Annotated in this window: 21 protein-coding genes and 1 pseudogene; 15 read left to right on the top strand and 7 right to left on the bottom strand. The window is 42.3% G+C overall.

All coding sequences use genetic code 11. The features are described from left to right. Nucleotides 1-116: 116 nt before the first annotated feature. The 4 genes and pseudogenes from EYR97_RS01480 (at nt 117) to EYR97_RS01465 (ending at nt 3,791) form a co-directional block, all read left to right on the top strand. Nucleotides 117-773, top strand: coding sequence for a carbonic anhydrase (locus EYR97_RS01480; RefSeq protein ID WP_131092066.1), 657 nt, complete (start codon nt 117-119; stop codon nt 771-773). A 12-nt stretch (nt 774-785) separates the two neighbouring features. After that, complete coding sequence (locus EYR97_RS01475) at nt 786-2,321, top strand: SulP family inorganic anion transporter (protein WP_131092065.1); 1,536 nt, start codon at nt 786-788, stop codon at nt 2,319-2,321. Nucleotides 2,322-2,933: 612 nt separating this feature from the next. After that, on the top strand, nt 2,934-3,482 hold the full coding sequence (locus tag EYR97_RS01470) for a YaeQ family protein (protein ID WP_131092064.1): 549 nt from the start codon (nt 2,934-2,936) through the stop codon (nt 3,480-3,482). Next, nucleotides 3,482-3,791: pseudogene (locus EYR97_RS01465) on the top strand (hypothetical protein). Before EYR97_RS01470 ends, EYR97_RS01465 begins: the two are co-directional and overlap by 1 nt. Before the next feature lie 26 nt (nt 3,792-3,817). On the opposite strand, the gene EYR97_RS01460 reads toward EYR97_RS01465, so the two are convergent. Next, nucleotides 3,818-4,273, bottom strand: coding sequence for a TIGR02281 family clan AA aspartic protease (locus EYR97_RS01460; RefSeq protein WP_131092063.1), 456 nt, complete (start codon nt 4,271-4,273; stop codon nt 3,818-3,820). Nucleotides 4,274-4,604: 331 nt separating this feature from the next. On the opposite strand from EYR97_RS01460, the gene EYR97_RS01455 reads away from it, so the two are divergent. After that, nucleotides 4,605-4,970 (top strand): hypothetical protein, encoded by a 366-nt coding sequence (locus EYR97_RS01455; RefSeq protein WP_069945702.1) that lies wholly within the window; start codon nt 4,605-4,607, stop codon nt 4,968-4,970. 74 nt (nt 4,971-5,044) lie between these two features. Here the strand turns inward: EYR97_RS01455 and EYR97_RS01450 are convergent, their stop codons facing one another. Then, entirely contained in the window at nt 5,045-6,166 is a 1,122-nt protein-coding gene (locus tag EYR97_RS01450; RefSeq protein ID WP_131092062.1) for a zinc-binding dehydrogenase, read from the bottom strand. Between the two features lie 226 nt (nt 6,167-6,392). On the opposite strand from EYR97_RS01450, the gene EYR97_RS01445 reads away from it, so the two are divergent. The 4 genes from EYR97_RS01445 (at nt 6,393) to EYR97_RS22105 (ending at nt 10,726) form a co-directional block, all read left to right on the top strand. Beyond that, complete coding sequence (locus EYR97_RS01445; RefSeq protein ID WP_242634837.1) at nt 6,393-7,181, top strand: SAM-dependent methyltransferase; 789 nt, start codon at nt 6,393-6,395, stop codon at nt 7,179-7,181. Nucleotides 7,182-7,233: 52 nt separating this feature from the next. Next, nucleotides 7,234-7,437, top strand: a complete 204-nt coding sequence (locus EYR97_RS01440; protein WP_131092061.1) for a hypothetical protein — start codon at nt 7,234-7,236, stop codon at nt 7,435-7,437. An 18-nt stretch (nt 7,438-7,455) separates the two neighbouring features. Then, entirely contained in the window at nt 7,456-10,344 is a 2,889-nt protein-coding gene (locus EYR97_RS01435) for a response regulator (protein ID WP_404840942.1), read from the top strand. Between the two features lie 106 nt (nt 10,345-10,450). Beyond that, nucleotides 10,451-10,726, top strand: a complete 276-nt coding sequence (locus EYR97_RS22105) for an Hpt domain-containing protein (protein ID WP_242634836.1) — start codon at nt 10,451-10,453, stop codon at nt 10,724-10,726. Between the two features lie 61 nt (nt 10,727-10,787). On the opposite strand, the gene EYR97_RS01430 is transcribed toward EYR97_RS22105, so the two are convergent. Both EYR97_RS01430 and EYR97_RS01425 read right to left on the bottom strand, forming a co-directional pair. Further along, nucleotides 10,788-11,675, bottom strand: coding sequence for an SDR family oxidoreductase (locus tag EYR97_RS01430; RefSeq protein ID WP_131092060.1), 888 nt, complete (start codon nt 11,673-11,675; stop codon nt 10,788-10,790). A gap of 344 nt (nt 11,676-12,019) precedes the next feature. Further along, entirely contained in the window at nt 12,020-13,108 is a 1,089-nt protein-coding gene (locus EYR97_RS01425) for a serine hydrolase (RefSeq protein WP_165477956.1), read from the bottom strand. 135 nt (nt 13,109-13,243) lie between these two features. Between EYR97_RS01425 and EYR97_RS01420 the strand changes: the two genes are divergently transcribed. Both EYR97_RS01420 and EYR97_RS01415 read left to right on the top strand, forming a co-directional pair. Next, the gene (locus tag EYR97_RS01420) at nt 13,244-13,795 is read left to right on the top strand and encodes a winged helix-turn-helix domain-containing protein (protein ID WP_181409119.1); all 552 of its coding nucleotides are present in this window, start codon (nt 13,244-13,246) and stop codon (nt 13,793-13,795) included. 244 nt (nt 13,796-14,039) lie between these two features. Continuing rightward, on the top strand, nt 14,040-14,780 hold the full coding sequence (locus EYR97_RS01415; RefSeq protein ID WP_131092057.1) for a hypothetical protein: 741 nt from the start codon (nt 14,040-14,042) through the stop codon (nt 14,778-14,780). 100 nt (nt 14,781-14,880) lie between these two features. Here EYR97_RS01415 and katG read toward each other — a convergent pair whose 3' ends face one another. Further along, nucleotides 14,881-17,055: a catalase/peroxidase HPI gene (katG, locus tag EYR97_RS01410; protein WP_131092056.1), complete on the bottom strand. Its 2,175-nt coding sequence runs from the start codon at nt 17,053-17,055 to the stop codon at nt 14,881-14,883. A gap of 257 nt (nt 17,056-17,312) precedes the next feature. Between katG and EYR97_RS01405 the strand changes: the two genes are divergently transcribed. Beyond that, on the top strand, nt 17,313-19,337 hold the full coding sequence (locus EYR97_RS01405; RefSeq protein WP_131092055.1) for a TonB-dependent receptor: 2,025 nt from the start codon (nt 17,313-17,315) through the stop codon (nt 19,335-19,337). A gap of 170 nt (nt 19,338-19,507) precedes the next feature. After that, complete coding sequence (locus EYR97_RS01400; RefSeq protein WP_131092054.1) at nt 19,508-20,359, top strand: alpha/beta fold hydrolase; 852 nt, start codon at nt 19,508-19,510, stop codon at nt 20,357-20,359. Between the two features lie 110 nt (nt 20,360-20,469). On the opposite strand, the gene EYR97_RS01395 is transcribed toward EYR97_RS01400, so the two are convergent. Next, nucleotides 20,470-21,186 carry a LipL32 family surface lipoprotein gene (locus EYR97_RS01395; RefSeq protein WP_131092053.1) on the bottom strand — a complete coding sequence of 239 codons (717 nt, stop codon included), beginning with the start codon at nt 21,184-21,186 and terminating at the stop codon, nt 20,470-20,472. Between the two features lie 278 nt (nt 21,187-21,464). Beyond that, nucleotides 21,465-21,914 (bottom strand): DUF3010 family protein, encoded by a 450-nt coding sequence (locus EYR97_RS01390; RefSeq protein ID WP_131092052.1) that lies wholly within the window; start codon nt 21,912-21,914, stop codon nt 21,465-21,467. Nucleotides 21,915-22,121: 207 nt separating this feature from the next. Here EYR97_RS01390 and EYR97_RS01385 point away from each other — a divergent pair, with 207 nt between their 5' ends. After that, nucleotides 22,122-22,742, top strand: coding sequence for a hypothetical protein (locus tag EYR97_RS01385; RefSeq protein ID WP_207308031.1), 621 nt, complete (start codon nt 22,122-22,124; stop codon nt 22,740-22,742). 46 nt (nt 22,743-22,788) lie between these two features. Beyond that, nucleotides 22,789-24,042: a DEAD/DEAH box helicase gene (locus tag EYR97_RS01380; RefSeq protein WP_131092050.1), complete on the top strand. Its 1,254-nt coding sequence runs from the start codon at nt 22,789-22,791 to the stop codon at nt 24,040-24,042. Nucleotides 24,043-24,081: the final 39 nt, after the last annotated feature.

Here is a 24,081-nt window from a genome sequence, read left to right as displayed (position 1 = left end):
TTTTACATTGATAGTCAAAAGCTATCACCAAGATAACTATAAATCTATACTACTATCAGGCAAGATGATTTTAGAACGATTTTAAAAAACAGAATTTTAGATTTAGGAGTAATGAGATGGATCATGTAATTAATGGTGTTTCTAAGTTCCAGAAAGAAGTTTTTCCTGCCAAAAAAGCTGAATTTGAAAAGTTAGCCAACGGCCAAAGCCCAGAAGTATTGTTTATCACCTGCTCTGATTCTCGTATTGACCCTAATTTGGTTACGCAAACAGAACCGGGTGAGTTATTCATTTGTCGTAATGCGGGAAATATTGTTCCCCCTCATAGCAACCAAACTGGTGGCATGACAGCATCAATCGAGTTTGCCGTAGCGGCATTGGGCGTTAGTCACATTGTGGTATGTGGACATTCAGACTGCGGTGCCATGAAAGGTGCAATCAACCCTGATGCGCTAACCTCTTTGCCGCATGTTAGAGAGTGGCTGGGACATAGCCGCGTTGCCACCGAAGTAGTTAAAGAACGCTGTGGCTGTAGCGAATTAAACGCTACTGATCATATCGCGTTAGTTACTGAAGAAAATGTAATTCAGCAATTACAACATCTTAAAACACACCCAGCAGTAGCAGCCAAAATTGCAACAGGTCAGGTAAAGCTACACGGTTGGTTCTACAACATAGAAACTGCAGAAGTACTAAGTTACGACGAGAGCATAGGTAAATTCACACCAATTGAAGACGCTGAAACTCAGTCAAAACTTGTTGCAAACAAATAATACGGATTTTTTATGGGAAAATTTGATTTATCTTTTAGTGAAATCAAAAGTGATTTACCTGCAAGTATAGTGGTATTTTTCGTAGCATTACCGCTATGCCTTGGGATCGCGCTAGCATCTGGAGCGCCACTTTTTTCGGGAATTATCGCAGGTATCGTTGGTGGCGTAGTCGTCGGTTTATTAAGTGGGTCACGCTTAGGTGTTAGTGGTCCTGCCGCAGGACTAGCGGTCATCGTATTTGACGCTATAGCCAGTCTAGGTAGTTGGGAAGTCTTCTTAGCTGCCGTTGTACTGTCTGGGGTAATTCAATTAATTATGGGCTATGCCCGCGCTGGTTTTATTGCTTACTTCATTCCAACATCAGTGATCACGGGGATGTTGGCGGGTATCGGTTTGCTAATAATTTTAAAGCAAATTCCTTACTTGTTTGGGTGGCACGCTGACTTTTTAGGCGAAGAAGCCTTCTCTCACGCAAACGGAGAAAATACGTTTTCGGCTATAGAGCATGCGCTGTCCTTAATGTCTCCTGTTGCCATTACTATTTCAAGTGTATCGCTTGTTTTGTTAGTGGTATGGGATAAGTTTCTTGTTCCGCGTCATAAAATATTTCAACTGATACAAGGCCCAATTGTTGTAGTTCTGTTAGGTATTCTTGCAGCTTATGTTTTAGCTAGCAGCGGCACGCCGATGGATCCAAGCCAATTGGTGTCACTGCCAAACATCAGTAGCTTTAGCGACTTCACCAAAGAATTAGCATTCCCTGATTTTTCACAAATCTTCAGTGTTGAAGTGCTTACCATCGCGGTTGTGCTAGCTGCTGTAGCAAGTATTGAGACGTTGCTGTGTGTTGAAGCCACTGACAAGCTCGACCCCAAAAAGAATGTAACGCCCACTAACCAAGAGCTTAAAGCGCAAGGTGTCGGTAACATCATTTCAGGTCTTATCGGTGGATTGCCAATTACGCAAGTGATTGTAAGAAGCTCAGCGAATATTGCATTTGGTGGCAAAACAAAAGTGTCTGCCATTCTTCACGGTTTGTTTTTGCTTATTGCTGTGCTTAGTATCTCGTTCTTATTGAACATGATCCCGCTTGCATCATTGGCAGCCATTCTAATTGTGGTTGGCTATAAGTTGACTAAACCTGCTATGTTCAAAGTAATGTACCAAAATGGCTGGGAGCAGTTCCTACCGTTCATTACAACCATTGTAGTGATGATATTTACAGATCTTCTCACTGGTGTATTTGCTGGATTAGGCATAAGTGTATTCTTTACCTTGAAAAGTAGCTTCAGCAACGACTATCAGTTCCAAGAGATGGTGTGCGACGAAGAAGGTGCAACTACGCATCACATTACCCTTGCAGAGGATGTATCTTTCTTCAACAAGCCGCGTATCTTGAAGAAGTTAAATTCAATTCCAAGCGATTCAAAAGTAGTACTGGATTTTTCCAACACAAAATCCGTCGCTTTTGATGTGAAGGAAATGATAAAAGACTTCATGCAGCAAGCGCAGTCAAAAAACATTAAAGTAGAAACCATCAGTTTCTAATCGCTTAAGTGCCAACACTCACCACGGGTGTTGGCTCTTTTTACTTACCTTACTACCCTTTTCGCAATCAAGCTCTCTCCTCTTTTTGACCCGAAAACATCCCAAGGTCCAGTAGATATAGTCACTTTGTTTCACACATTTAGCTTTCCCATTCGAGAATTAAATGCATAAGTAAATTGCAATGAAACAGCTTAATTGTCTGAGCGCATAACCTCCACCTCTGACGAATAAATATTCAAAGGGCTGTCAGCCCTTTCTTCAAGAGTAGGTTATGAGCATGAACATAAGGCAAATTCTGGGCTATCAAGAGCATGTTGACCTTTTCGGTACGTTTTTGCAGCAAAGGTCAACACGCTCTGTAATTTATGATATTAACCACTGGCACAATTACTCTCGCAATTGATGGAATGCAACACTACTTAGTACTGAGCTCAAACTGGGAAATGTTTGCTGCACCTTTTATCATTTTCGCCATTACGTACTTCTATATTTTGATGGGCTTAAAGTTTGGCATTCTAAAAAGGAAGTTGGAGTTTACCGCTAGCGAACAAATACTGGTAATATACGCCGCTAAATCGTCGAGCCGACTCGAGCATAATTCCCAGGAACTCCATGGCACTTAAAGCAACTATCTTTAAAGCAGACATATCCATTACAGATATGGACCGCAACTACTATAACGATCACAACTTAACCATTGCCCGTCACCCATCTGAAAACGATGAACGCATGATGTTGCGCATTGTTGCGTTTATTGTAAATGCCCATGAAAGATTGCAGTTTACCAAGGGCTTATCAGATGACGATGTACCTGACCTTTGGCAGAAGAGCTTTAGTGATGAGATAGAACTTTGGATTGAGTTAGGTCAACCTTCAGAGCAACGTATCAAAAAAGGCTGCAATCAAAGTCAGCAAATGATGATTTACTCATATGCTGACAACAGCTTTGATGCATGGTGGAAGAAAGAGCACAATAAGCTTCAGACACGACAAAACTTGTCGGTTTATACACTACCAGAGTCTATGGCGAGTTTACTCGCCAATGCCGTTCAGCGCTCTATGCAAATACAAGTTACTATTCAAGACGGCCAAATGTGGCTGACAATTGAAGGTGCAGATACTACCGAAAGTGTTGAAGTAACCATTGAGAAGCACCTGTAATGAAAAAACTCTCAGCAGTACAACTTAAGCAACAAGCATTAGTATTTAACGTGGCAGATACGCTTGAGGCGCAAGCTCGTAAAGAAATACCAGGTATGCTTCAGTGTTGGTTTGATGTGCAATACCATCAATTCCCAGGCTCGTTACTGCTTCGTTTTCAGTTTGAAAATAGCGCCTCGATGCAAGCGGCTGAACCTGAGATAAAAAAACTGGCAAAAGCGCTTGAGTGCAGCATTATTAAAAAAGGGAGTAGTACTTAAGGATATGCGCAGGCACTTAATCTTTACGCTTGATGGGCCTGAAGAGTAAGAAAATAGTTTAACTGTATTAGCTTATCAGCACCCGCCTAATATCACCGAATCTGAGGTAATGGTAAAAGGTGCTACGCGCAATAAGGCATTAATACCGAGAATATTGTTACCTTTGGGAAGCACAGCCACTTTTACGGGACCAACTTCACAACGGTCACCTATGCGGATAGAGCTTAACTGATACTGAGACACGGTAAGGATCTTACCGTTTGCCATTCTTGCGGCTGATGTTCTTACTTCTGGAAGTTTCTGATAACGTGTCAGTGCATCAAAAGTGGCTTGGTTCAACGTGAGTAAGCTCGACCCAGTATCTAACAAAAAAGAGGCTTTAAGCTTAGACTCAATGGTTGCTTCTAAGTACAAAGTACCACCCGCACTTTGTACCAAGGGTATATTATGCTCAATTGCTGAAGCTGGCATGGCTAGCATTAACAATGGCATTATCAACCCCAACGCCCACCTTATTGTAAAGGTTTTCATTTTCACTATGCCTCAGCATTTTACGGACACCACAACTGTCAGCAAAAAAAAGACCAAGGCATTAACCAATTGATTTTAATAGCCATTTTATAGCTATTGAATACCAATCACGCTTCACTTGCACCACTTTGGCGCACCCTCCCCCCTAGATCGCCCCTTTGCAGAGCAAAACAAATAAAAAAACATGCAAATCACGTGTTTTTGATACCCTTACACTAGTAACTCCACACAACTGATAACTTTTAACTATCACGAGTCGCCATTGTTTAGATAGTTTTCGTTCATACAATAGAGTAAGAGCACTGTTTTAATGCAAACAAGAGGACACAGCATGAAGTTACACAAAGTGATCGGGACATTTATTTTCGCCGCCGCACTTCCTTTTTCTGTACAAGCGGAATCCATTTCAAGTGGCGAAATGGTAGACGTACAAGTAGTCGATTATTCAGGTAAGCCCCCTTTCAAACGTCGTACGGTTTCTTTATCGGTGAATGACGTAGCTCAGTTAGAATCAGTTGGCGAAGAAGCCATTGACTACGTGAAAGTAACAGAAGTGATTAAGCACGGAAAACCGCCTTACCGCAGAGTAACAAAGATGATGCCGGTGTATGACGTAGCCCAATTTGAAGTACTAGAGGAAGAAGACAACAATACGCCTAAAAGTGGTACGCGCCCTCCGTTTAAACGCCACAATTAATAGTGTAGTTTCAAAGAGTAACGAATGGCGACTTACTTTTGCCTGAGAAAGTCGCCGGTCTTACTCGAACTCCTTTAACCTTTGTTAGGCACAATCAAGTACTTCTCACCTGTCTTCTTCGCATTGTACAAAGCGACATTTTCGGGTTGCAGCGCCTCTTCAAGAGTAAGCTCTTTCGTGTATGAAGACGCAAAGGTCGTGTTGATCTCGCTAGCCACTTTTTGATAAAGCGCGCCTACGCGTTGTTTATCTAGCTTCCCAAGGAAGCGCATTAATAACCAGCCGCCGATACCCCATGTCATACCATAAGCACGATTTAGAATAGTTGGTGAGAAATCTAGACCACCGTATATGTAAACCTGCTTGTTGCTGTCTGAACCATAAGTATTAAACCCTTTCGCATCTTTGCTGCCAGAGGCTTCCATCATAGTTAAAATGTCGCTTACCAACTCACCGCCACCTATGGCATCAAATGCTAATGTAGCGCCTGTTTGATCGATGGCCTGATATAATTCGGCTTTAAAATTCTCACTACTTGAGTCCAATACAATTTTGGCACCTATGTCTTTTAGAATATCCACCTGCTGCTGACTGCGCACAATGTTAACCAGTTCAACACCCTGCTCTAAGCAAATCTTATTTAGCATTTGGCCCAAGTTAGACGCTGCCGCTGTATGTACAAGTGCTTTATGACCTTCCATACGCATGGTTTCGACCATACCTAAAGCAGTTAGTGGGTTAACAAATGAAGAAGCTGCTTGCTGCGCTGTTGTTCCTTCCATATGTGGCAAACACGCTTGAAGCGGAACACATGCATATTGTGTGTAGGCCGCCCCCGTTAAAATTGAGACAGTTTTGCCCACTAGCGCTTGCGCTTCGGGACTGTCTCCAGCAGCAACAACAGTTCCTGCTCCTTCATTACCTATTGGTAGTGTTTGATCAAGGCGAGACTTAATACGCGCCAGCAGAGGTTTATATACTGGTGCAACAAGCGCATTTTTACTTTCATCAAAGGTCGCTTCATCAAGACTCGCAGGGCCGAACATTGGCCACATATCAGAAGGATTGATTGGAGACGCTTCCATTTTAACTACCACTTCATGTGGCTTTGGTGGTGGTACGTCAACTTCTTTAAGAGAAACCTCAAGTTCGCCTTCAGATGTAATACGGGTAAATAGTTGTTTGGATTTTTGCATTTTGGTTATACCGCCATGATGTTCAAGTTCAAACGAGAACTGTAAATTAACATGGCACCACTATCAGTAATATTTATCTTTCGAATAGATATAAGCAATGAGCACTTATAATTAAGAGGTGAAAAGTAGATCAAAACTTTCTACCCGCTCTCGTTTGCATAGCAAATAATCGAATTCTATTTTATAGTTAACGCGGAATTACACGTGGCAACTGGTAAAGGACATAATGGACACCGCCAAGAAGGGATCGTTAGTCATCGTAGGTACAGGGATAAGCGTAGCTGGTCAAATGACATTGGCTGCCAAAAGCTATATAGAAAATGCTGACATTGTTTTCATGGGGATCATGAACAAAGTTGGCGAACATGCTGTTCAATCATTAAACCCCCACTGCATCTCTTTAGATGACCTATACCAACAAGGTAAATCCCGCGCGCTAACCTATGCCCAAATGACCGACCGCATTGTACAAGCAGTAGTTGAAGGTAAAAGGGTTTGCGTCGCCTTCTACGGTCATCCAGGCGTTTTTGTGACACCGTCTCATGAAGCAATAATTCGTGTTCGGGAACTGGGGCTAGACGCTGTCATGTTACCGGGTATTTCGGCGGAAGACTGCCTTATTGCCGACCTAGGTATCGATCCCTCACGTTTCGGTTGTCAATCTTATGAAGCCACTCAATTTTTATTCAGGGACTACCGATTAGACCCTTACATGACGCAAATAATCTGGCAGATTGGCCTTGCTGGTGAAGCTACATTAAGTGTGCTCGACTCAACACATAGTCAACCTGGACTGGCCTTATTAGCAGAAATTTTGAGCGAACATTATCCCATCGATCATGAGCTCATCATTTACGAAGCGGCAACCTTACCTATTTGCGAGCCGAAAATTGAAAAAACTCAAGCTTGGCGAGCTACAACACGCAAAGCCGACACTAATTTCCACTTTAGTTGTGCCTTCATTAGGTATACCAAGATACCGCCAAGACCGTTTGGCAAAACTCGGGTTGACTGAACAGCAAGTCACTGAATTTAGAAATCCAACAACAAACTAGCAGGTAATTAAAATGGCAAAATCAATTGTAGATTTTTTGGTTGAATTAGATACCAACAGCAAACTCATGGAAGCGTATAAGAAAGACCCTGTTGCAACAGCTGCCGACTATGGTTTATCGGGTGAAGAATTGAAATTAATTGAAGACAAGAACTGGGAAGAAGTTTCCAAGCGTTTTGACGATATTAAAAAAGCACCACGTGTTATCAACTATTAATCAAGATAGTCAATAACTGTGAAGCGCTATATTTCAAAGATAGTCAGTGTCATTGTTTTTTCAATGGCATTGCCTGTGTTTGCATATCAGGCGCAATCAGAGGATCCACATATATCCTTAACATTGCTCGATGGACTGAAAGAGCGTATTCAGAAGAACGACCCGTCTATCGAAGCCACTTTCGACGAGCTAAATCACTATTTCACAGCAAATTCGAATACTTATAGTGAAGCTGATTTCACAAACCTAAAGTCATACCGTGACGTTTTAAAACAAGATTATATTGCCGCTTATGAGGCTTTACTAGAAGCGAGAGAGCTTGCAACGGAAAGCAATAACACCCTCGCTGTTGCAGAATCACACCGTTTAGAGGGGGTCATACTTGACCTGTATGGAGAGCACGCAAATGCGTTAGATGCTTTTAACCGCGCACTCACCATTTACAATGAACAAGATAGCGACAGTGTGCTCTTGGTATACAGCGCGATGGGTAATACCTACATGTCGTTAAAAGACTATGAACAACTCCTTTCTTTTGGGCACAAATACCTAGCAGCCGCCCGTCGTTTAGAAAGCCAAGAAAATGAAGGTATAGCTTATTTCTTACAAGGGCATGCACAAAACGCATTGGGCTTATATCAAGACGCCAAAGTGAGTTTTCTATTAGCGGAAGATTTACTCAAACAAACGCAATATCCTTTTATCGGCATAATTTATAGCAGTATGGCCGAGCTACATATCTCCCAAGGGAATTTGAATGAAGCACTCAAAAGGCTAAATCAAGCAGCGGAAGCAGACCGCAAAGTAGGCTTCCGCTATAACGAAGGGAGCTATTTACTGCAATTGGCCGAAATATATGAGCAACGAGGCGAAATTGACCTCGCTATTGCTGAGCTAGAAGGTGGATTACAAAGTGATGCCGTTAACAAAGACAAAATAGTGTTGCTTGAGCTTTTAAAGCACTTAATTTCACTGTCGGAGAAAGTAGAGAACTTTCGCGATGCCCTCGAATATTCAAAGCAATACAGAAAAGCCTACGAGCAAAGCTTTAATGAACAGCAATCTAAATTACTGGCGCTCAACCGAGTTCGTTTAGCGATGTCAGAGAAAGAAGAAACCATAAAGCTTCTACAAAAAGATAACCAACTCAAAGAGCAGCGAAATCTTATCCAACAAAAGCAAAACACCTATCAGTTGTACTTTATCGTTGGTGTTATTTTGTTTTTGGTCTTGGTCATTACTTTGTGGCTGCGAACACGTCAACAACGTAAGGCATTGAATACACTAACCCATGATTTACAAAGAGCAACAGAAGCGAAATCAGATTTTCTCGCCCGAATGAGTCACGAAATTCGCACACCGCTAAATGCAATTATTGGCCTGACCAAACTTTCACAACGGGCAGCAGAAAATCAGGAACAACAAACAAACCTTATTCAAATAGAAGGCGCTTCCAAGACACTACTAAGTGTTATTAACGACATTCTAGACTTCTCTAAAATAGAAGCAGGGAAGTTAGATATTGAAAAAATTCCTTTCAAGTTAGACGCGTTAGTCAACCAAACTATTCGTTTACATTTAGCTAGCGCCGAAGAAAAACATATAGAACTCATTCAGCATATCGCCAGAGATGTTCCTCTTAATTTAGTAGGCGACCCTTTACGCATTCAACAAATACTGAGTAACTTAGTAAGTAACGCACTCAAGTTTACAGAAGATGGGCTTATATCGGTAAGTATTCGATGTATACATGTAGGTGAAAACCTACAACTAGAGTTTGAAGTTAAAGATACAGGTATTGGGCTAAGCAACGAACAAAAAGCCAAGCTCTTTCAGCCTTTCAATCAGGGGGATGAGTCTATTTCTCGCCGGTTTGGCGGTACTGGATTAGGCTTAACAATTTGTCAGCAACTGTCCACACTCATGGGCGGCAATATTTGGGTAGAAAGCCAGCTAGGAAAAGGCGCTAGCTTTTATTTTACGGTTGCTGTCAAACAAGATCCTACACAAAAAGTGATCTCACCTTCTAAACAATTGTCGTCATTAAAGGTGCTAGTTGCTGATGATGTTAGCTTGTCCCGACATGCTATCTGCGAAGCGCTTTCAAGTGCCAACATCGCACCAGATATAGCTACTGGAGGGCAAGAAGCTATTGCTAAAATGCGATTAGCGACTGCCAACAATACGCCTTATGACGTGCTTATTCTGGATTGGAGAATGCCAGATATCGATGGTTTTGAAGTTGCCGCAATCATGAATCAGGAGTTTGCGAACAAAAAGCCTAAGGTAATTATGCTATCTGCTTTCGATTCGCCTCATATGCGTGAACAAGCAAAACAAATTGGTATACACACCTTTATTGAAAAGCCATTTAGCACCAGCGAATTGATAGATAAATTGCAAGAGCTTTGCTTAAATGTCACTACTAATACTGTAACGTTAGATAGTGTTCTTGTACCAAACTTAAAAGGGATGCGTATTCTTTTCGCTGAAGACAACGCGCTTAATCAAAAGGTCGCACTGGGCCTATTAAAAGATACCCATGCCGACATTCAGGTAGTCAACAATGGATTAGAAGCATACAAAACTTTGCGGGATGACAATAACTTTGATGCCGTATTGATGGATATTCAAATGCCTGTAATGGATGGCCTAACAGCCACCCGTGCTATTCGTACTGAACTGAAGTTAACGCTCCCCATTATTGCTATGACAGCACATGCCATGCAGCAAGATATTGATAAAAGCCTTGCAGCAGGTATGAATGCTCACATCAATAAACCAATTGATCCCAACCGACTATTTAGCACGTTGACAGAGGCATTCAAAGAGGTAAAAGAAAGCGATAAATCAAAAGAAAAGCAACAAGAAACACTGTCGCCCAAAAACACTGACCCCCCCCCTTGATTCAGACATTGCAGGTATTAAACCAGCATCACAAGCCCTTGATTATATTGATCAGGAGCGAGCCATAAATTCGCTACTTGGCGATAAGCAATTATACAAAGTACTCATGAGCGATTTTATTGCGCTTCAAAATGAACTAGATACATTACGAACAGCCATCGATGAGAGAGATTTTGCTTCGGTGTCTAGAATTGCGCATATTTACATTTCGGCACTTAGATACATTGGGGCTTACGAGTTAGCTACGCTGACTAACTCCATTGAACTAGCTATCCAACAAAATGAACAGTTGAACAGTGAAGGGTTTATAACCCAATTAGATTTGCTACATCACGAGCTTTCCAAAATGCATGGGAAGGTAGAGCTGCTTAACGCTAGCTAGCTTAGCTCCACTCACTGTCCTTACCGTACAAGCCTTCCCACACATACCTTCCCGCAAAGCTTTAGAAGGTAATAATATCTTCGTCAATCAAATGTCCAACCACAGGGCTTTCTTCAGCATCGACAAAAGCCTCTTCTATGGCTTTGAACCTTCCCATGGCAACTTTGCGATAATGTGGATGAGTAAAAATATAATGTTGTTTGGAAGACAGCGCTTCAATTACTCTTTTTGCTAACATTTCTGTCGGAATTCCAGACTCTACCGCCATGGCTGCCGCATTTGCTCCTGCTTTAAGTTTTTCTTTATCAATGCGTTTATCAGGTGCTATCGCATATTTTTCTTGGCGATTGCGATACGATTCGTGAATACGGGTTTTTACAAAAGCAGGGCAAAGCACCGACGTATGAATATGATGTGGCTCAAGTTCAGGGATCCAGCTTTCTGTCATCGATACCACCGCAGCTTTCGAGGCACAGTATGCTGTAGCATATGGCATTCCCATCATACCAGCCATAGATGCAACGTTAAGCACCCAACCACCCTCGCCATGAGATTTAATTACCGGTATACAGGCTTGAGCGCCGTATAGTACGCCTGTCACATTGACATCCATTACCCAACGCCAGGTTTCATGTTCAGCGTCTTCTATTTTTCCAGATGCGCCACCTACCCCAGCGTTATTCACTACCATGTGAACTTTGCCAAATTTATCCTGGGCATTGGCAACAACGTCCTCCCACTGTGAATAGTCAGTAACGTCCAAAGAGCAAGTGATTACGTTATATCCTTTCGCTTGCAAAGCCTCGCCTGAAGCAATTAACGCCGCTTTATCGATATCGGCCATGGCAATATTCATACCTTGCTCAGCAAGTGCTTCTGCAATCGCCAAACCTATACCACCAGCGGCACCTGAAATAATGGCCGTTTTTCCCATGAATTCATTAGACATTGCATCTTCCTATTAATTTTCAGCCGTTTTGCCAATGTCTCACTAATAGCTTTGAAAGCAAGTAATACACTGAGGGCTAACTACGATTAACTTTAGATTATGATGCGTAGCGTTTGGGAGATACTTTATTTTAAGAATTAACGAGTGTTCATGAAATTAATAAGGCAAACACATATAGAGCGTGTTGACTTCTGCGGTGCGTTTTTGCAGCAAAGTGTTTAGCATTTAGACAAGGAAGTGCGCACTTATGTAGCTATCTACATAAGTGTGCGCAGACGCAGGATAAAGGCTAAACACTTAGTGCCTGAGAGGTCAACACGCTTTAGTTAGCATATCTTGCTCAATTATTTTTGCTGATAGAGTGTTTGATATAACGCATTGGCAACACTCCAAGGCTCAACCTCACCGCGATTAGAGGCCACAAAAATCATTAACTTTTGCTCAGGTATACGCCAATATTCAGCTTTACCAAAAAAGCTCATGCCATTGTGCCAAACAAGAGTATCTCTATCTTTAAAAGGGACAATAGACCACCCATATCCATAGAAATATCCTTCTTCATATTCCTTCACATGTGGACTGAACATTAATTCCTGAGACACATAAGAAATAATCTTCCCCGTTGACAAAGCCACGTGCCACTTCACCATATCATCCGCTGTGGACAAAATACCTCCTGAGCCAACAAAGTTCCACGCTTCATCTTCTAAATCTTGGTTCAACTCAAGTTGACTTTTATAACCCTTATAAGGCTCGGTTATTTCTGCAACGCTATATTGTGACCAATCCGGACGTAAATAACCCGTAGAAAACATGCCAGCTGGTTTAAATAAATGCACGAACAAATAGTCTTCAAATCGCATTTTCGAGACTTTTTCCACAATGATGGCAAGTAAGTTGTAGCCAATATTTGAATAGTGATATTGCTCACCAACACCAAATGCAAGCTTTGAAGCCATTGCCTTATATTCGTAACTCACTCTCGAAGCAGCCTCTTCGTCTCGACCTGCGTCACGTTTAAAACCAGCACTGTGGGTTAATAGATGATGAATTGTAATATCGACTTTGTCTTCAGGTACATTTTCAATGTATTGCGACATAAGATCTGATGTATCCATAAGTCCATCTTCGACCAATCTCATTATTGCAGCTGCTGTAAACTGCTTTGAGACCGATGCTATATCGACAACAGTTGAAGTGGAAAAATTAGCCACGCCAGGAACGGCTTGACCATAAGATTGACTAAAAATAGTGCCAAATTCATTGGCAACAACAATACTCCCTGCAAAGCCATCATTAACGTATGGCTGAATCGCAGTTTTAATATGTGCCAATTGCGTGAAGTCGTTTTCCGGTAGCGATTTCGCTAAGGCTTGATAGCTGAGTGAAAAATGTAGTAGAACAAAAATTAAATAGCTGATTTTGGTTTGCATAGCGTTTGTTCCCATATGCTTAATAATAGAAATGATAAACCTAGCCTCGAGAAGCTAAAGAAACCTGAAGAAACAGATTGAGAAACATTGAGAATGATTAATCAGACCACTGATATAGCCTTTCAAGGCTTATTTATGCTGGAAGGACTAAAAATTGACACACGCAAGAATACGGTGAAAAGAGAAAATACATATATCAATATAGAACCACGTTTAATGCGTATCATTGTTCGACTAGCACAAGAACCCGGAGAGATAGTTAAACGGGAGGAGTTATTGAATCAAATATCCGAAAACGAATATGTAAGTGATGAGTCACTAACTCAAGCTATTTCAAAGATAAGGCAAATATTAAGAGACAGCCCTAGAAATCCAACATTTATTAAGACAATCCCCCGAAGAGGTTATGTTTTGTTGGCTCAACCACAAGTGATAGTAGATATTACTGACGAAGAAAAGCAGCTATCAACTTCCGATGTAGAACCCAATGAGAACCAAAACAGGCGACTAGCTAGTAAAGTTAAACACATGACGTTCATTGCCGTAATACTAGCTATTATTTTACTGCTTCTAATTGTGCTCTGGCCAAATGAGACAGTATTCATTGAAAAAGGTGATATTGAGTTTATTGAGAAAAGTGATAGTGAATCTATTGAGAAAAACGACAAATTTCTATCTGATGAGTAAAAGTTATTGTGTAGAACCCCATCGTTTCATATACCAAAGGGTGTACCGTTAATTAACGCTAAACACAAAGTGAGCAGCTACCATCCTCTACTGTTGGCTTGCTAAAGCTTATACCTTACTTCGCAAAAATTAAGCCTTCTATAAACGGAAAGATATGGAAGGCTTTTGCAAATGGCGTAGAAATTGCTCTCCTGTTATGTGACACGACCACAGAAAGCAAGGTTTTGCAGTAATAAGGGACACCATGCAGATATCAAATGACTCCACAGCTACGCTATTTAGCAATTCCGCTCGCAAAAACACCGAATCAAGAAACACTGGAAATAGCTTTGCTGACATCTTTAATTCGTTAAAGCAAACCCAAGGTTTAAAACACGGTTCCATAGACGCGGCGAAGCAGGTTGAAAAAAACGCATCTTCTGGAGTTATGATGCACACCAACCTTGGTCAAAAGGACATTGACTTAGACGAGTATTTTTCTAAAGAATCGCCTCAAGGTTCGATTAACTTGAAGGATATACCACTGCTCTTGCCAACCGAGCACAATGTTGAAACCTTATCTAAATACGCTGAGCAACAGTTTAAGCAACTACTGAGTGACTACAATATTCCTGAACCGCCAACAACAATGGAGTTTGATGATGAAGGAAATATGGTTTTACCACCTGACTACCCCTATGCCGATGCTTTAAAGCAAGCATTAAATCAACAGCCAGCCACAGAAGAAGCATTGCGCACAACAGCTGCTGTTGCCAGTCACTACGCAGGCATAATGGAAGGGCAAGCGTGGCGCGATGAAATGTCACTTGCAACAACTCAGGCCGAGCGAGACAGCATCACTGAAAAATACAGCTACTTATTTGACGACAACCGCCCTGCCACAAAAATTATATTCAAATTTTTGGAAGACGGTAGCATGCTTATCGGAGGCGACAACCCCACTTTAAATGACACGCTTAAAGGGGAATTTTGGAGTGGTCTATAGGAAATAATTGGCCGCCATTTAGATAAAAGGAGGTAATATTCCACCTCCTTCTATCACTTTTAGCAGCGATTGAAACCGCTACTTCATTTTGTATGACTCACTAAACACGTAAGTCAAAACGGTCGTTATTCATCACTTTTGTCCATGCGCTAACAAAGTCATTTACAAACTTTTCTTTGTTGTCATCTTGCGCGTAAACTTCCGCATATGAGCGCAATATTGAATTGGAACCAAAGACTAAATCGGCTCTAGTTGCTGTCCATTTTTGCTGACCCGACTGTCTGTCTACAATTGCATAAGTTTGCTCATCTAGCGGTTTCCATGTGTATTGCATGTCCGTTAGGTTAACGAAAAAGTCGTTGCTAAGAGTCCCCACATTGTCAGTTAGCACGCCGTGCTGTGTTTGGCCGTAATTTGTATCTAACATGCGCATACCGCCTACAAGCACTACCATTTCAGCTGCGGTAAGTCCGAGCAATTGAGCGCGATCTAAAAGCAGTTCTTCGGCTTTGACCACATAACTTTTCTTGCTCCAGTTTCTGAAACCATCAGCAACCGGCTCTAAAGGCGCAAATGAATCACCATCGGTCATGTCATCTGTTGCATCCCCGCGACCTGGCGAAAATGGCACAGTAACATCAACACCTGCGGCCTTAGCAGCCATTTCAATACCCACATTTCCCGCTAGAACAAGGGTATCAGCAATACTCGCACCCGCATCGTTAGCAATAGGCTCTAGCGTAGTGAGTACTTTAGATAAACGTTCAGGCTCATTACCAATCCAATCTTTCTGTGGTGCCAAACGGATACGTGCACCGTTAGCGCCACCGCGTAAATCAGAACCTCGGTACGTTCTTGCACTGTCCCACGCCGTCGCGACCATCTCGCCTATCGACAAACCACTATCGGCTATCTTCGCCTTTAATGCACCTACGTCATAGTCAGTTGCTCCCTCGGGAATAGGATCTTGCCAAATAAGCGTATCGCTTGGCACACTAGGGCCTAAATAGCGCACTTTGGGGCCAAGGTCGCGATGGGTTAATTTGAACCACGCGCGAGCAAAAACCTCAGAGAAATAAGCAGGGTCGTTATAGAAACGCTCTGAGATTTTGCGGTACGCTGGGTCTTTAATCATGGCCATATCAGCGTCTGTCATAATTGGGTTTAGGCGAACAGACGGGTCTTCCACATCGACCGGTTTATCTTCCTCTTTAATGTTGATAGGCTCCCATTGCCATGCGCCAGCTGGTGACTTTTTCAATTCCCAGTCATAGTTAAACAACAGGTAAAAATAACCATTGTCCCACTGCGTTGGGTTTGTAGTCCAAGCGCCTTCAATACCACTTGTTACTGTATCTCTGCCAATGCCACGTGTTGTGTGGTTGTTCCAACCTAGCCCTTGTTCAGTTACGTCTGCCGCTTCTGGGTCTGGTCCTAAATTGTCAGCATCGCCGTTGCCATGACACTTGCCCACCGTATGACCACCCGCGGTTAGCGCAACGGTCTCTTCGTCGTTCATCGCCATACGAGCGAAGGTTTCTCTTACTTGCTGTGCGGTTTTAAGTGGGTCAGGATTACCGTTCACGCCCTCAGGATTAACGTATATAAGCCCCATTTGCACCGCAGCTAGCGGGTTTTCCATAGACTCAGGTTTATCCACATCGCCGTATCGGCTGTCACTTGGTGCTAGCCATTCTTTCTCAGCCCCCCAATATGTGTCTTTTTCTGGGTGCCAAATGTCTTCTCGACCATAGGCAAAACCATACACTTTTAACCCCATACTTTCATAAGCAATGGTACCGGCTAAAACAATAAGGTCTGCCCAACTAATTTTGTTGCCATACTTTTTCTTAATTGGCCAAAGAAGACGTCTTGCTTTATCAAGGTTTACGTTGTCTGGCCATGAGTTGAGTGGCGCAAAACGCTGATTGCCTGTTGCGGCACCACCACGCCCATCAGCAATGCGATAAGAACCGGCCGCGTGCCATGCCATACGGATCATAAGACCTCCATAGTGCCCCCAATCGGCAGGCCACCATGACTGTGAATCTGTCATTAAGGCATGTAAGTCGCGCTTTAACCCTTCAAAATCTAGCGATTTAACTTCCTCGCGGTAGTTAAAATTGGGGTCCATTGGGTTGGTTTTTGTGTCATGCTGATGAAGAATGTCTAAATTTAACGCCTCAGGCCACCAGTCTCTGTTACTTTGCCCTGCCGATGTCATTGCGCCATGCATTACCGGGCATTTGCCACCACTCGAATTGCTTGTGCTCATTGCGTGCTTCCTTTAGGTGAAAGTTAAACAAACCGTAAAAAATGTGTGTTTCTAACCTTAGTCGACAAACATCAATTTGTATCTTTCATTCTTTAGATTGTGCAAAGAGAGTTAAGCGATTAGTAACTAGAGCATATGGCCTTATCCCTGCGCTTTATCGCGAATATTCTGGTAAATCTCGTACTGGCCATTTCATGTTATATTGTAACAACATACAATACGCGAAGTTTTTGCATTTCTATTAGTTGTATTTCCACATGAATAAGTTATCTGCCTGCTCTTTAATTATTTTTTCTACTAGTGCCTTCGGACACGGAATAAATATTGAAGAAATAGAAGTGGTAGGCCATAAGACACGGTTAATTGGAGAGGCTATTGCAGCTTCATCAGGCATTATTGGACAAAAGGAAATTTCTTTACGCCCCTTGCTGCGCACCGGAGAGGTATTAGAACTTGTTCCCGGAATGGTGGTTACTCAGCACAGTGGCTCTGGCAAAGCAAACCAGTACTTCTTACGAGGATTCAATTTAGACCACGGTACCGACTTCAGCACATCTGTAAACGGCATGCCTGTTAATATGCGGACCCATGGGCACGGACAAGGCTACAGTGATCTAAATTTCATTATTCCGGAACTCGTCCACTACATAGCGTACGATAAAGGGGCTTATAGCGCATTAAAAGGCGACTTTTCTACAGCAGGTTCTGCAGAGTTTTTTATGTCTGCTGCACTACCAAACGACATGATTAGCTTGGAGCTTGGCGAAAATAGTTTCTCAAGAGCAGTAGCAGCAAAGACATTGAAGAACCACTCTTCAACGCTGCTGATAGGCGGAGAACTTAATACCTATGATGGTCCGTGGACAGATATCGACGAGGATATCGAAAAGGTTAATGGACTAATAAACTACTCAACCAAGACTGACTCGGGCAACATTGCTATTACTGCGATGGCTTACGACAACTCGTGGAATGCAGCAGACCAGATCCCTCAGCGTGCAGTACAAAACCAATTAATTTCATCGTTAGGCTCACTTGATACAAGTGTAGGTGGCGAATCGAATAGATATAGTATTTCAACCAACATCACACACAACGATTGGTACTTTAACGCTTACATCATCAACAGCGACCTCAACTTATTTTCGAACTTCACTTATTTTCTTGAAGACCCAGTTAATGGCGATCAGTTTGAACAAGTAGATGATCGAAATATTTACGGTGGAGAAGCGGGCTACCATTTTGGCCAAATCGTAAATGGCATGGACTGGCTTCACCAAGTTGGAATGCAAATACGCATGGACGATATTAAAGACGTGGGTCTGCATCGAACCAAAGACAGAGTTCGACTTTCCACCGTCCGTCAAGACGAAGTTAAAGAACAATCTTTAGCAATTTATTACCAAAGCGAAATATTGCTAACCTCACGCGCAACGCTGCGCGTTGGGGCTAGATATGATTATCTAAATGTCGATGTTAATAGTGACCTTACGGCCAACTCTGGACAGAAAGACGATGGTATTCTTAGTCTGTCAACAGGCTTAAGCTACATATTTTCTACGCGCTGGGAAGGCTATTTTAACGCTGGACAGTCATTTCATTCCAATGATGCTAGAGGGGCAACCTTAAGCATAGATCCAGCGTCGGGTGAAACCGCTGAACCAGTTGATTTACTTGTTCGTGGAAACACCGCAGAAATGGGTCTTCGATACTTTTACGGTAAGGCCCTTAATGTTTCAGCTTCATTGTGGTGGTTAGAATTAGATTCAGAATTACTGTTTGTAGGTGACGCAGGAAACTCCGAAGCTAGCCGCGCCTCTGAACGCTATGGTGCGGAAGTCGCAGCATATTACTGGTTAAACGAAGCGCTAAGTGTCGATTTAGAAGCAGCCCTTACCCATTCACGATTTAAAGGGCATGAAGAAGGCGAAGGCAATAGAATTGACGGCGCTTTAGGTGAAGTACTCAGTGCAGGACTAACATGGCAAATAGCACCAAATGTAGATACTAGCATACGACTTCGTCATTTTGGCCCTAGAGTATTAGACAGTTACGGTGAAAACGAGTCGAGCAGCCTTACGGTAATAAACGCCCAAATTAATTGGCAACGTTCAAATTGGATGCTAACACTACAAGCTTTGAATGTATTTGATAGTAATGACCACGACATTGACTATTTGTACGAATCACAGTTGGCCAATGAATTGCAGCCCGTTGAGGATGTGCACTTTCACCCTATAGAGCCCAGAACATTTAGAGCAAAAGTACGGTATAACTTCTAAGTAAGCCCTCTATTCAGAATGTGTCGACTTTTTCGCTACGTTTTTTTGCTGCAAAATCGACACTTTCCTGTTTGATGTGGACTATCTGCAATTTAATCTGGATGTATAGACGCTTTTCTCTTCAGTATTTCTTATAGCCTATCTCACCCAATGACTTTTCGGAATTGTTGATGAATACGCTAACGGCTACTGCAATCCTGTCCTATTTCTGGTTTATTAGCCGCATTCTGCCTAACTACGCGGCAAAAAGAGCTCTAAAGCTCATGTTCACGGTAGATAAGACAAAAGCACAAAGTAAAAAAATACCGAAGGCAGATATTGTCACTCGGCTTCCAGATGGCTCACACCTCCATGTTTGGAAAGGGGAGTCCGATAAATCAGTCCTTTTGATTCATGGTTGGAATGGATCTTTCGACCACTTTCAAACCCTTTTTCCTTTGCTGCGTGATAGAAGTATAACTATCTATGGTGTCGCCCCCTTGGGGTACGGAAAATCTAACGAAATGATGTCCAATCCTAAGCTATTCATCAATGCAATTAAACATGCCTGTAAACTTATTCCAAGACCAGTCAATGCAGCTGTTGGCCACTCAATGGGAGCTGGTGCACTAGCAATTGCAGCTTCAGAAATTGAGCTTAACCCTCAAACCGATATGAAGGCAAAAGACATCATCGCAAATAAACTTGTGTTAATTTCGAGTCCAGCGTCCTTTTTGGAAGTAATAGAGCGCTTTGCAAATGCCTTAAGGCTAAGCACTAAGGCGACAACGCTTTTTACTAATAAAGTAGAAGAGCTCGTAGGTAAACATGAAGAAGTGGAAGTAGTAAACAAAGTAAAGTCATCAACTATACCCAGCCTTGTTATCCATGATAGATACGATAAGCAAATACCGTTTAAAGATGCGCAAAGGCTGGTTAGTACGTCAAAAATAGCCACGCTTTATCAAACAGAACAACTAGGCCATACGCGCATTCTATTTAATAGCACCGTATGCGATAAAATACTGATGGAAATTGAATAATACAAAATGCCCCACATTCCGCGGGGCATTTTTTAGTTTAAAATACCAACAAAATAATCTGTAAGAGTGTAACTTTTCCTACAACAGGTATCTTTCAATCAATAAAAGGTTTAGTTGTTAACCAATTTATCCAACTCTTCAAGTGACGTCGCTAACTTAACGCCAGGTACGTTACTACCAATGGTTGTTACGAAAGAGCCTTCAACTTCACCGCGTTTGTAAGTTGTTAAACTAATGCGATATAAGCCTCTGACCAATGCCTTAGTGGGTGAGCTCAGCTCGGTCTTAATTCGCACTAAAGAGTTGTATTTCGAGTGGCGCTTTTCTTCATAAGTGTCATCACCATCGTCATCTTCATCAAGCACTTGAATGGCTTTGCTGGCCTGCTTGATGTTTGACGCATCTACAACGTCCATACGCTCTACGCGTAACCACGTATCAAACCAGGTTTTATCATCTTTACTGAATTTTTTAGTAAAGTTGTCTTGAACAAAGTCACCTTTTTCTGGTGTAGCTAAATCGCCAACTGGTGAAATCATTCTTACACCAAGCTCATCAATTGCGCCTGGCACCCACATGTAAATAAAGTAGGCATTTTTATCGTTAATAACCGCATCTGGTTTGACGTCACTGTCTATATAACCAAAATATTCCACCGTATTAGCATAAGGTGCAGAAACTTTGGTAAATCCAACTTTTTTAGTTAATGAAGAGGTTAATGTAGGTAGGCCGTCACCGCCAACTAGCTTATTTAGACTAAACTGCGCTGAGGCTGAAACGCTTAATGTCAAACAACTAAGCGCAAGAAGAGTACGTTTTATTTTCATAACTAATTTCCTTTTAAGTAACTCCTGAGGGTGCGCATTGTCGACAAAACGTTCAAACAAAGCAAATACTTTTGACAGCAAATTGTGATTATTTGCGCGTACTCAGCCACCATACCGGGTTGTGTATGTGAAGAATTGAAGTGGAAAATACGCATTGATGAGCTTGAGTACTGCACAAGCACTTTCCGTGTTTGTAAATTGAATACTCTACAGTTCAAATACAGCCTGCCCAGAGTACAGGCTGTATTTGATGCCAAGCAATTGTTGTTTAGCCTTTGTTAATCAGCTGAGTCGTTAGAAGCATACTCATTTTTCATTAACCACGCATAAGCGGTAGTAAACGCTGTTTCTTGGAACTGTTTTAACCCTGTTTCTGCAAAAGGCACTGACATTGGGTTTCTACGCAACGACTCTTTAATGTCTGTCGGGCTATAAACAACAACGTTTAGCCCTTCAATTAATTCAATAGCCGCTTCCAGTTTAAAGCCAATCGCACTGCCCGCGAATTTACCTTTAGACTGACGCTGGCGAATGATCACTGCATCAATTTGATAGTCAGCAACCAGTTTAGCAAACGTACTTTGAAAGCTTTTTAACCCCTTTGCACTCGTATCCGCCAATGTTAAACGGCGAATGCGACAATCGGGGATATGAAACATACCGTCGACCAGTGACAACAGACACACATTAGCTTCATTACTTTTTAAATCTACACCACAAACTTTCATATGAATTCCTATCTATGTTCGTAGGACATTATAACGTGTTTATCTAGAAATTATGGAGTTAGCGAAGTATCAGAGAGAAATCAGCAATTAATCAGCGCAACTTCCAGCTTTTCCAGCTGAAATCTTTACCCTAGCTCTCACGATTGGAACAACAACATCAATGATGTAGAAACTCAGTAAGAGTAAGGTAAAAGTAAGATGGAAATAATGCACAAATTAAACACTATTATAACCGCATCTTTAATTACAGTGCTTTTTAACCATGGCGAGGGCCGAGCAGCAGAAGCAATCAGCGTAAACCACACTTCAGATACAGTCCTATTTGACGGAAAGTGCAACGACGCCGAATGGCAATTTGCTACAAAGTTAGCACTACCTGCAAACACAGCCCTTTACCTTATGCAAAATAAAGACGCGTTGTTTATTTGTGCAAAAGGGAAATTAGAAGATTACACCGTAATAGATTTGTACATAGAAGATCCGCAATCCGGAGAGCTGTATAATTTACATGCATCCGCACAGCTTTCTGAAAGTATTCTAAAAGCTGATAATTGGGCGCATCCTGTTCGCTGGAATAATAAAGATTGGGGCGGTTTTTGGGTGCCTTTCGCTGGCACTGAAGAAACAGAAGATGGCGAGCGTACAAAATTCTTAAAAGGCTCACACAGAGAAATTCAAATACTGCGCAGCAAATTCAAAGGTGATACGTGGAATATGATGATAAGCCTCAGCGCCATTTACCAAGATGGTAAATATGGCGCAAACTTCAGCTTTCCTGATAAAGCGGTAAATACGAATAGAGTGACTTGGGCGAAATTTACTTTTTAAATGCTACAATAGCGCCGTTTTCAATTTCTAAAAGCGGTGCGTTTTAATGCGTTTTTCAACCCTGGGTTTACAAGCGAATATAGTAGCTATTCTTGATTCGTTGGGCTATGACACCCCAACACCTATTCAGCAAGCGGCAATCCCACAGGTTCTGGCTGGGCATGATGTTATGGCTGGCGCGCAAACGGGTACAGGCAAAACAGCCGCCTTTGCGCTGCCGTTAATTCAGCGCTACCTCACAACAGAAACCAGCGACAAAGCTATTCGCGTTTTAGTGCTAACCCCAACTCGTGAACTTGCTCAGCAAGTACATCAAAGTTTCGTTCGATACAGCCAAGGGTTAAGCCTTAGCGCCGTAGTAGCTTATGGTGGTGCCAGTATTAACCCACAACTTGACGCTTTGAATAAAGGGTGTGATGTGCTGGTAGCCACACCAGGTCGCCTGCTTGAACTTGTTATAAAACAATACATTGACCTTAATAGCCTACAAACGCTAGTGCTAGATGAAGCAGACCGTATGCTAGATATGGGCTTTATTACAGACATAAACCGCATTATTAAACGCCTACCAGAAAGCCACCAAACGCTGTTTTTCTCAGCCACGTTTAACGATGAAGTATTCGCGTTAAGTAAAACAATGCTTAACCAGCCAAAGCTTATAGAAGTAGCCGAGCGCAATACAACGGCAACGCAAATTGAACAGCGCTTTTACGAAGTGGACAACCAACGCAAAGCAGCCTTAACTGCTTATTTAATTGGCGCGAATAACTGGCAACAGGTACTGATATTCACCCGTACCAAAGAAGCCGTTGATGCACTTGCCAAAGAGCTTAAGAAAGACGGGATAAGCACTGCCCCAGTGCATGGTGATAAATCACAGGGCGCTCGAGACCGCGGCCTTGAAGACTTCAAATCAGGGCAAGTGCGAGCGCTAGTTGCTACCGATGTCGCAGCCAGAGGCCTGGATATTGAACAGCTTAAATACGTGATCAATTATGAGCTTCCCTACAACGCCGAAGATTATATTCACCGTATTGGTCGAACTGGCCGTGCTGGCAATACCGGTTTAGCCGTTTCACTTGTGTCTCATAAAGAAAAGTACCTGCTTGAAGGCATCGAAAAGCTTACATCAGAACATTATCTGTTGCAGTGGCAAGAAGGGTTTGAGCCTAATCCAGAAATGCAAGAAGCTACCAATAGCGCTAAACGCAAACCATCTAAGAAGAATATGCGTGCAAAAGCGCTTGGTATGAAGGGTAACAACAAAGCCAGAACTGGCAGGCCTCGTCGTCGTTCTTGAAGTAAAAAGCACAAACTAAACACATAAGGGCACCATTGC

The organism is Alteromonas sp. KUL42 (assembly GCF_006538325.1).
Classification (GTDB): Bacteria; Pseudomonadota; Gammaproteobacteria; order Enterobacterales; family Alteromonadaceae; genus Alteromonas.
This window is presented reverse-complemented; position numbering and strand designations above follow the sequence as displayed.

Coding starts and splice junctions, on each gene's coding strand:
- EYR97_RS01395 (WP_131092053.1), bottom strand. CDS start 21,186: ATGAAAATAAAACGTACTCTTCTTGCGCTTAGTTGTTTGACATTAAGC.
- EYR97_RS01445 (WP_242634837.1), top strand. CDS start 6,393: ATGGACACCGCCAAGAAGGGATCGTTAGTCATCGTAGGTACAGGGATA.
- EYR97_RS01400 (WP_131092054.1), top strand. CDS start 19,508: ATGAATACGCTAACGGCTACTGCAATCCTGTCCTATTTCTGGTTTATT.
- EYR97_RS01440 (WP_131092061.1), top strand. CDS start 7,234: ATGGCAAAATCAATTGTAGATTTTTTGGTTGAATTAGATACCAACAGC.
- EYR97_RS01405 (WP_131092055.1), top strand. CDS start 17,313: ATGAATAAGTTATCTGCCTGCTCTTTAATTATTTTTTCTACTAGTGCC.
- EYR97_RS01450 (WP_131092062.1), bottom strand. CDS start 6,166: ATGCAAAAATCCAAACAACTATTTACCCGTATTACATCTGAAGGCGAA.
- EYR97_RS01470 (WP_131092064.1), top strand. CDS start 2,934: ATGGCACTTAAAGCAACTATCTTTAAAGCAGACATATCCATTACAGAT.
- EYR97_RS01480 (WP_131092066.1), top strand. CDS start 117: ATGGATCATGTAATTAATGGTGTTTCTAAGTTCCAGAAAGAAGTTTTT.
- EYR97_RS01425 (WP_165477956.1), bottom strand. CDS start 13,108: ATGCAAACCAAAATCAGCTATTTAATTTTTGTTCTACTACATTTTTCA.
- EYR97_RS01415 (WP_131092057.1), top strand. CDS start 14,040: ATGCAGATATCAAATGACTCCACAGCTACGCTATTTAGCAATTCCGCT.
- EYR97_RS01455 (WP_069945702.1), top strand. CDS start 4,605: ATGAAGTTACACAAAGTGATCGGGACATTTATTTTCGCCGCCGCACTT.
- EYR97_RS22105 (WP_242634836.1), top strand. CDS start 10,451: ATGAGCGATTTTATTGCGCTTCAAAATGAACTAGATACATTACGAACA.
- EYR97_RS01380 (WP_131092050.1), top strand. CDS start 22,789: ATGCGTTTTTCAACCCTGGGTTTACAAGCGAATATAGTAGCTATTCTT.
- katG (WP_131092056.1), bottom strand. CDS start 17,055: ATGAGCACAAGCAATTCGAGTGGTGGCAAATGCCCGGTAATGCATGGC.
- EYR97_RS01475 (WP_131092065.1), top strand. CDS start 786: ATGGGAAAATTTGATTTATCTTTTAGTGAAATCAAAAGTGATTTACCT.
- EYR97_RS01385 (WP_207308031.1), top strand. CDS start 22,122: ATGCACAAATTAAACACTATTATAACCGCATCTTTAATTACAGTGCTT.
- EYR97_RS01460 (WP_131092063.1), bottom strand. CDS start 4,273: ATGAAAACCTTTACAATAAGGTGGGCGTTGGGGTTGATAATGCCATTG.
- EYR97_RS01390 (WP_131092052.1), bottom strand. CDS start 21,914: ATGAAAGTTTGTGGTGTAGATTTAAAAAGTAATGAAGCTAATGTGTGT.
- EYR97_RS01420 (WP_181409119.1), top strand. CDS start 13,244: ATGCTGGAAGGACTAAAAATTGACACACGCAAGAATACGGTGAAAAGA.
- EYR97_RS01430 (WP_131092060.1), bottom strand. CDS start 11,675: ATGTCTAATGAATTCATGGGAAAAACGGCCATTATTTCAGGTGCCGCT.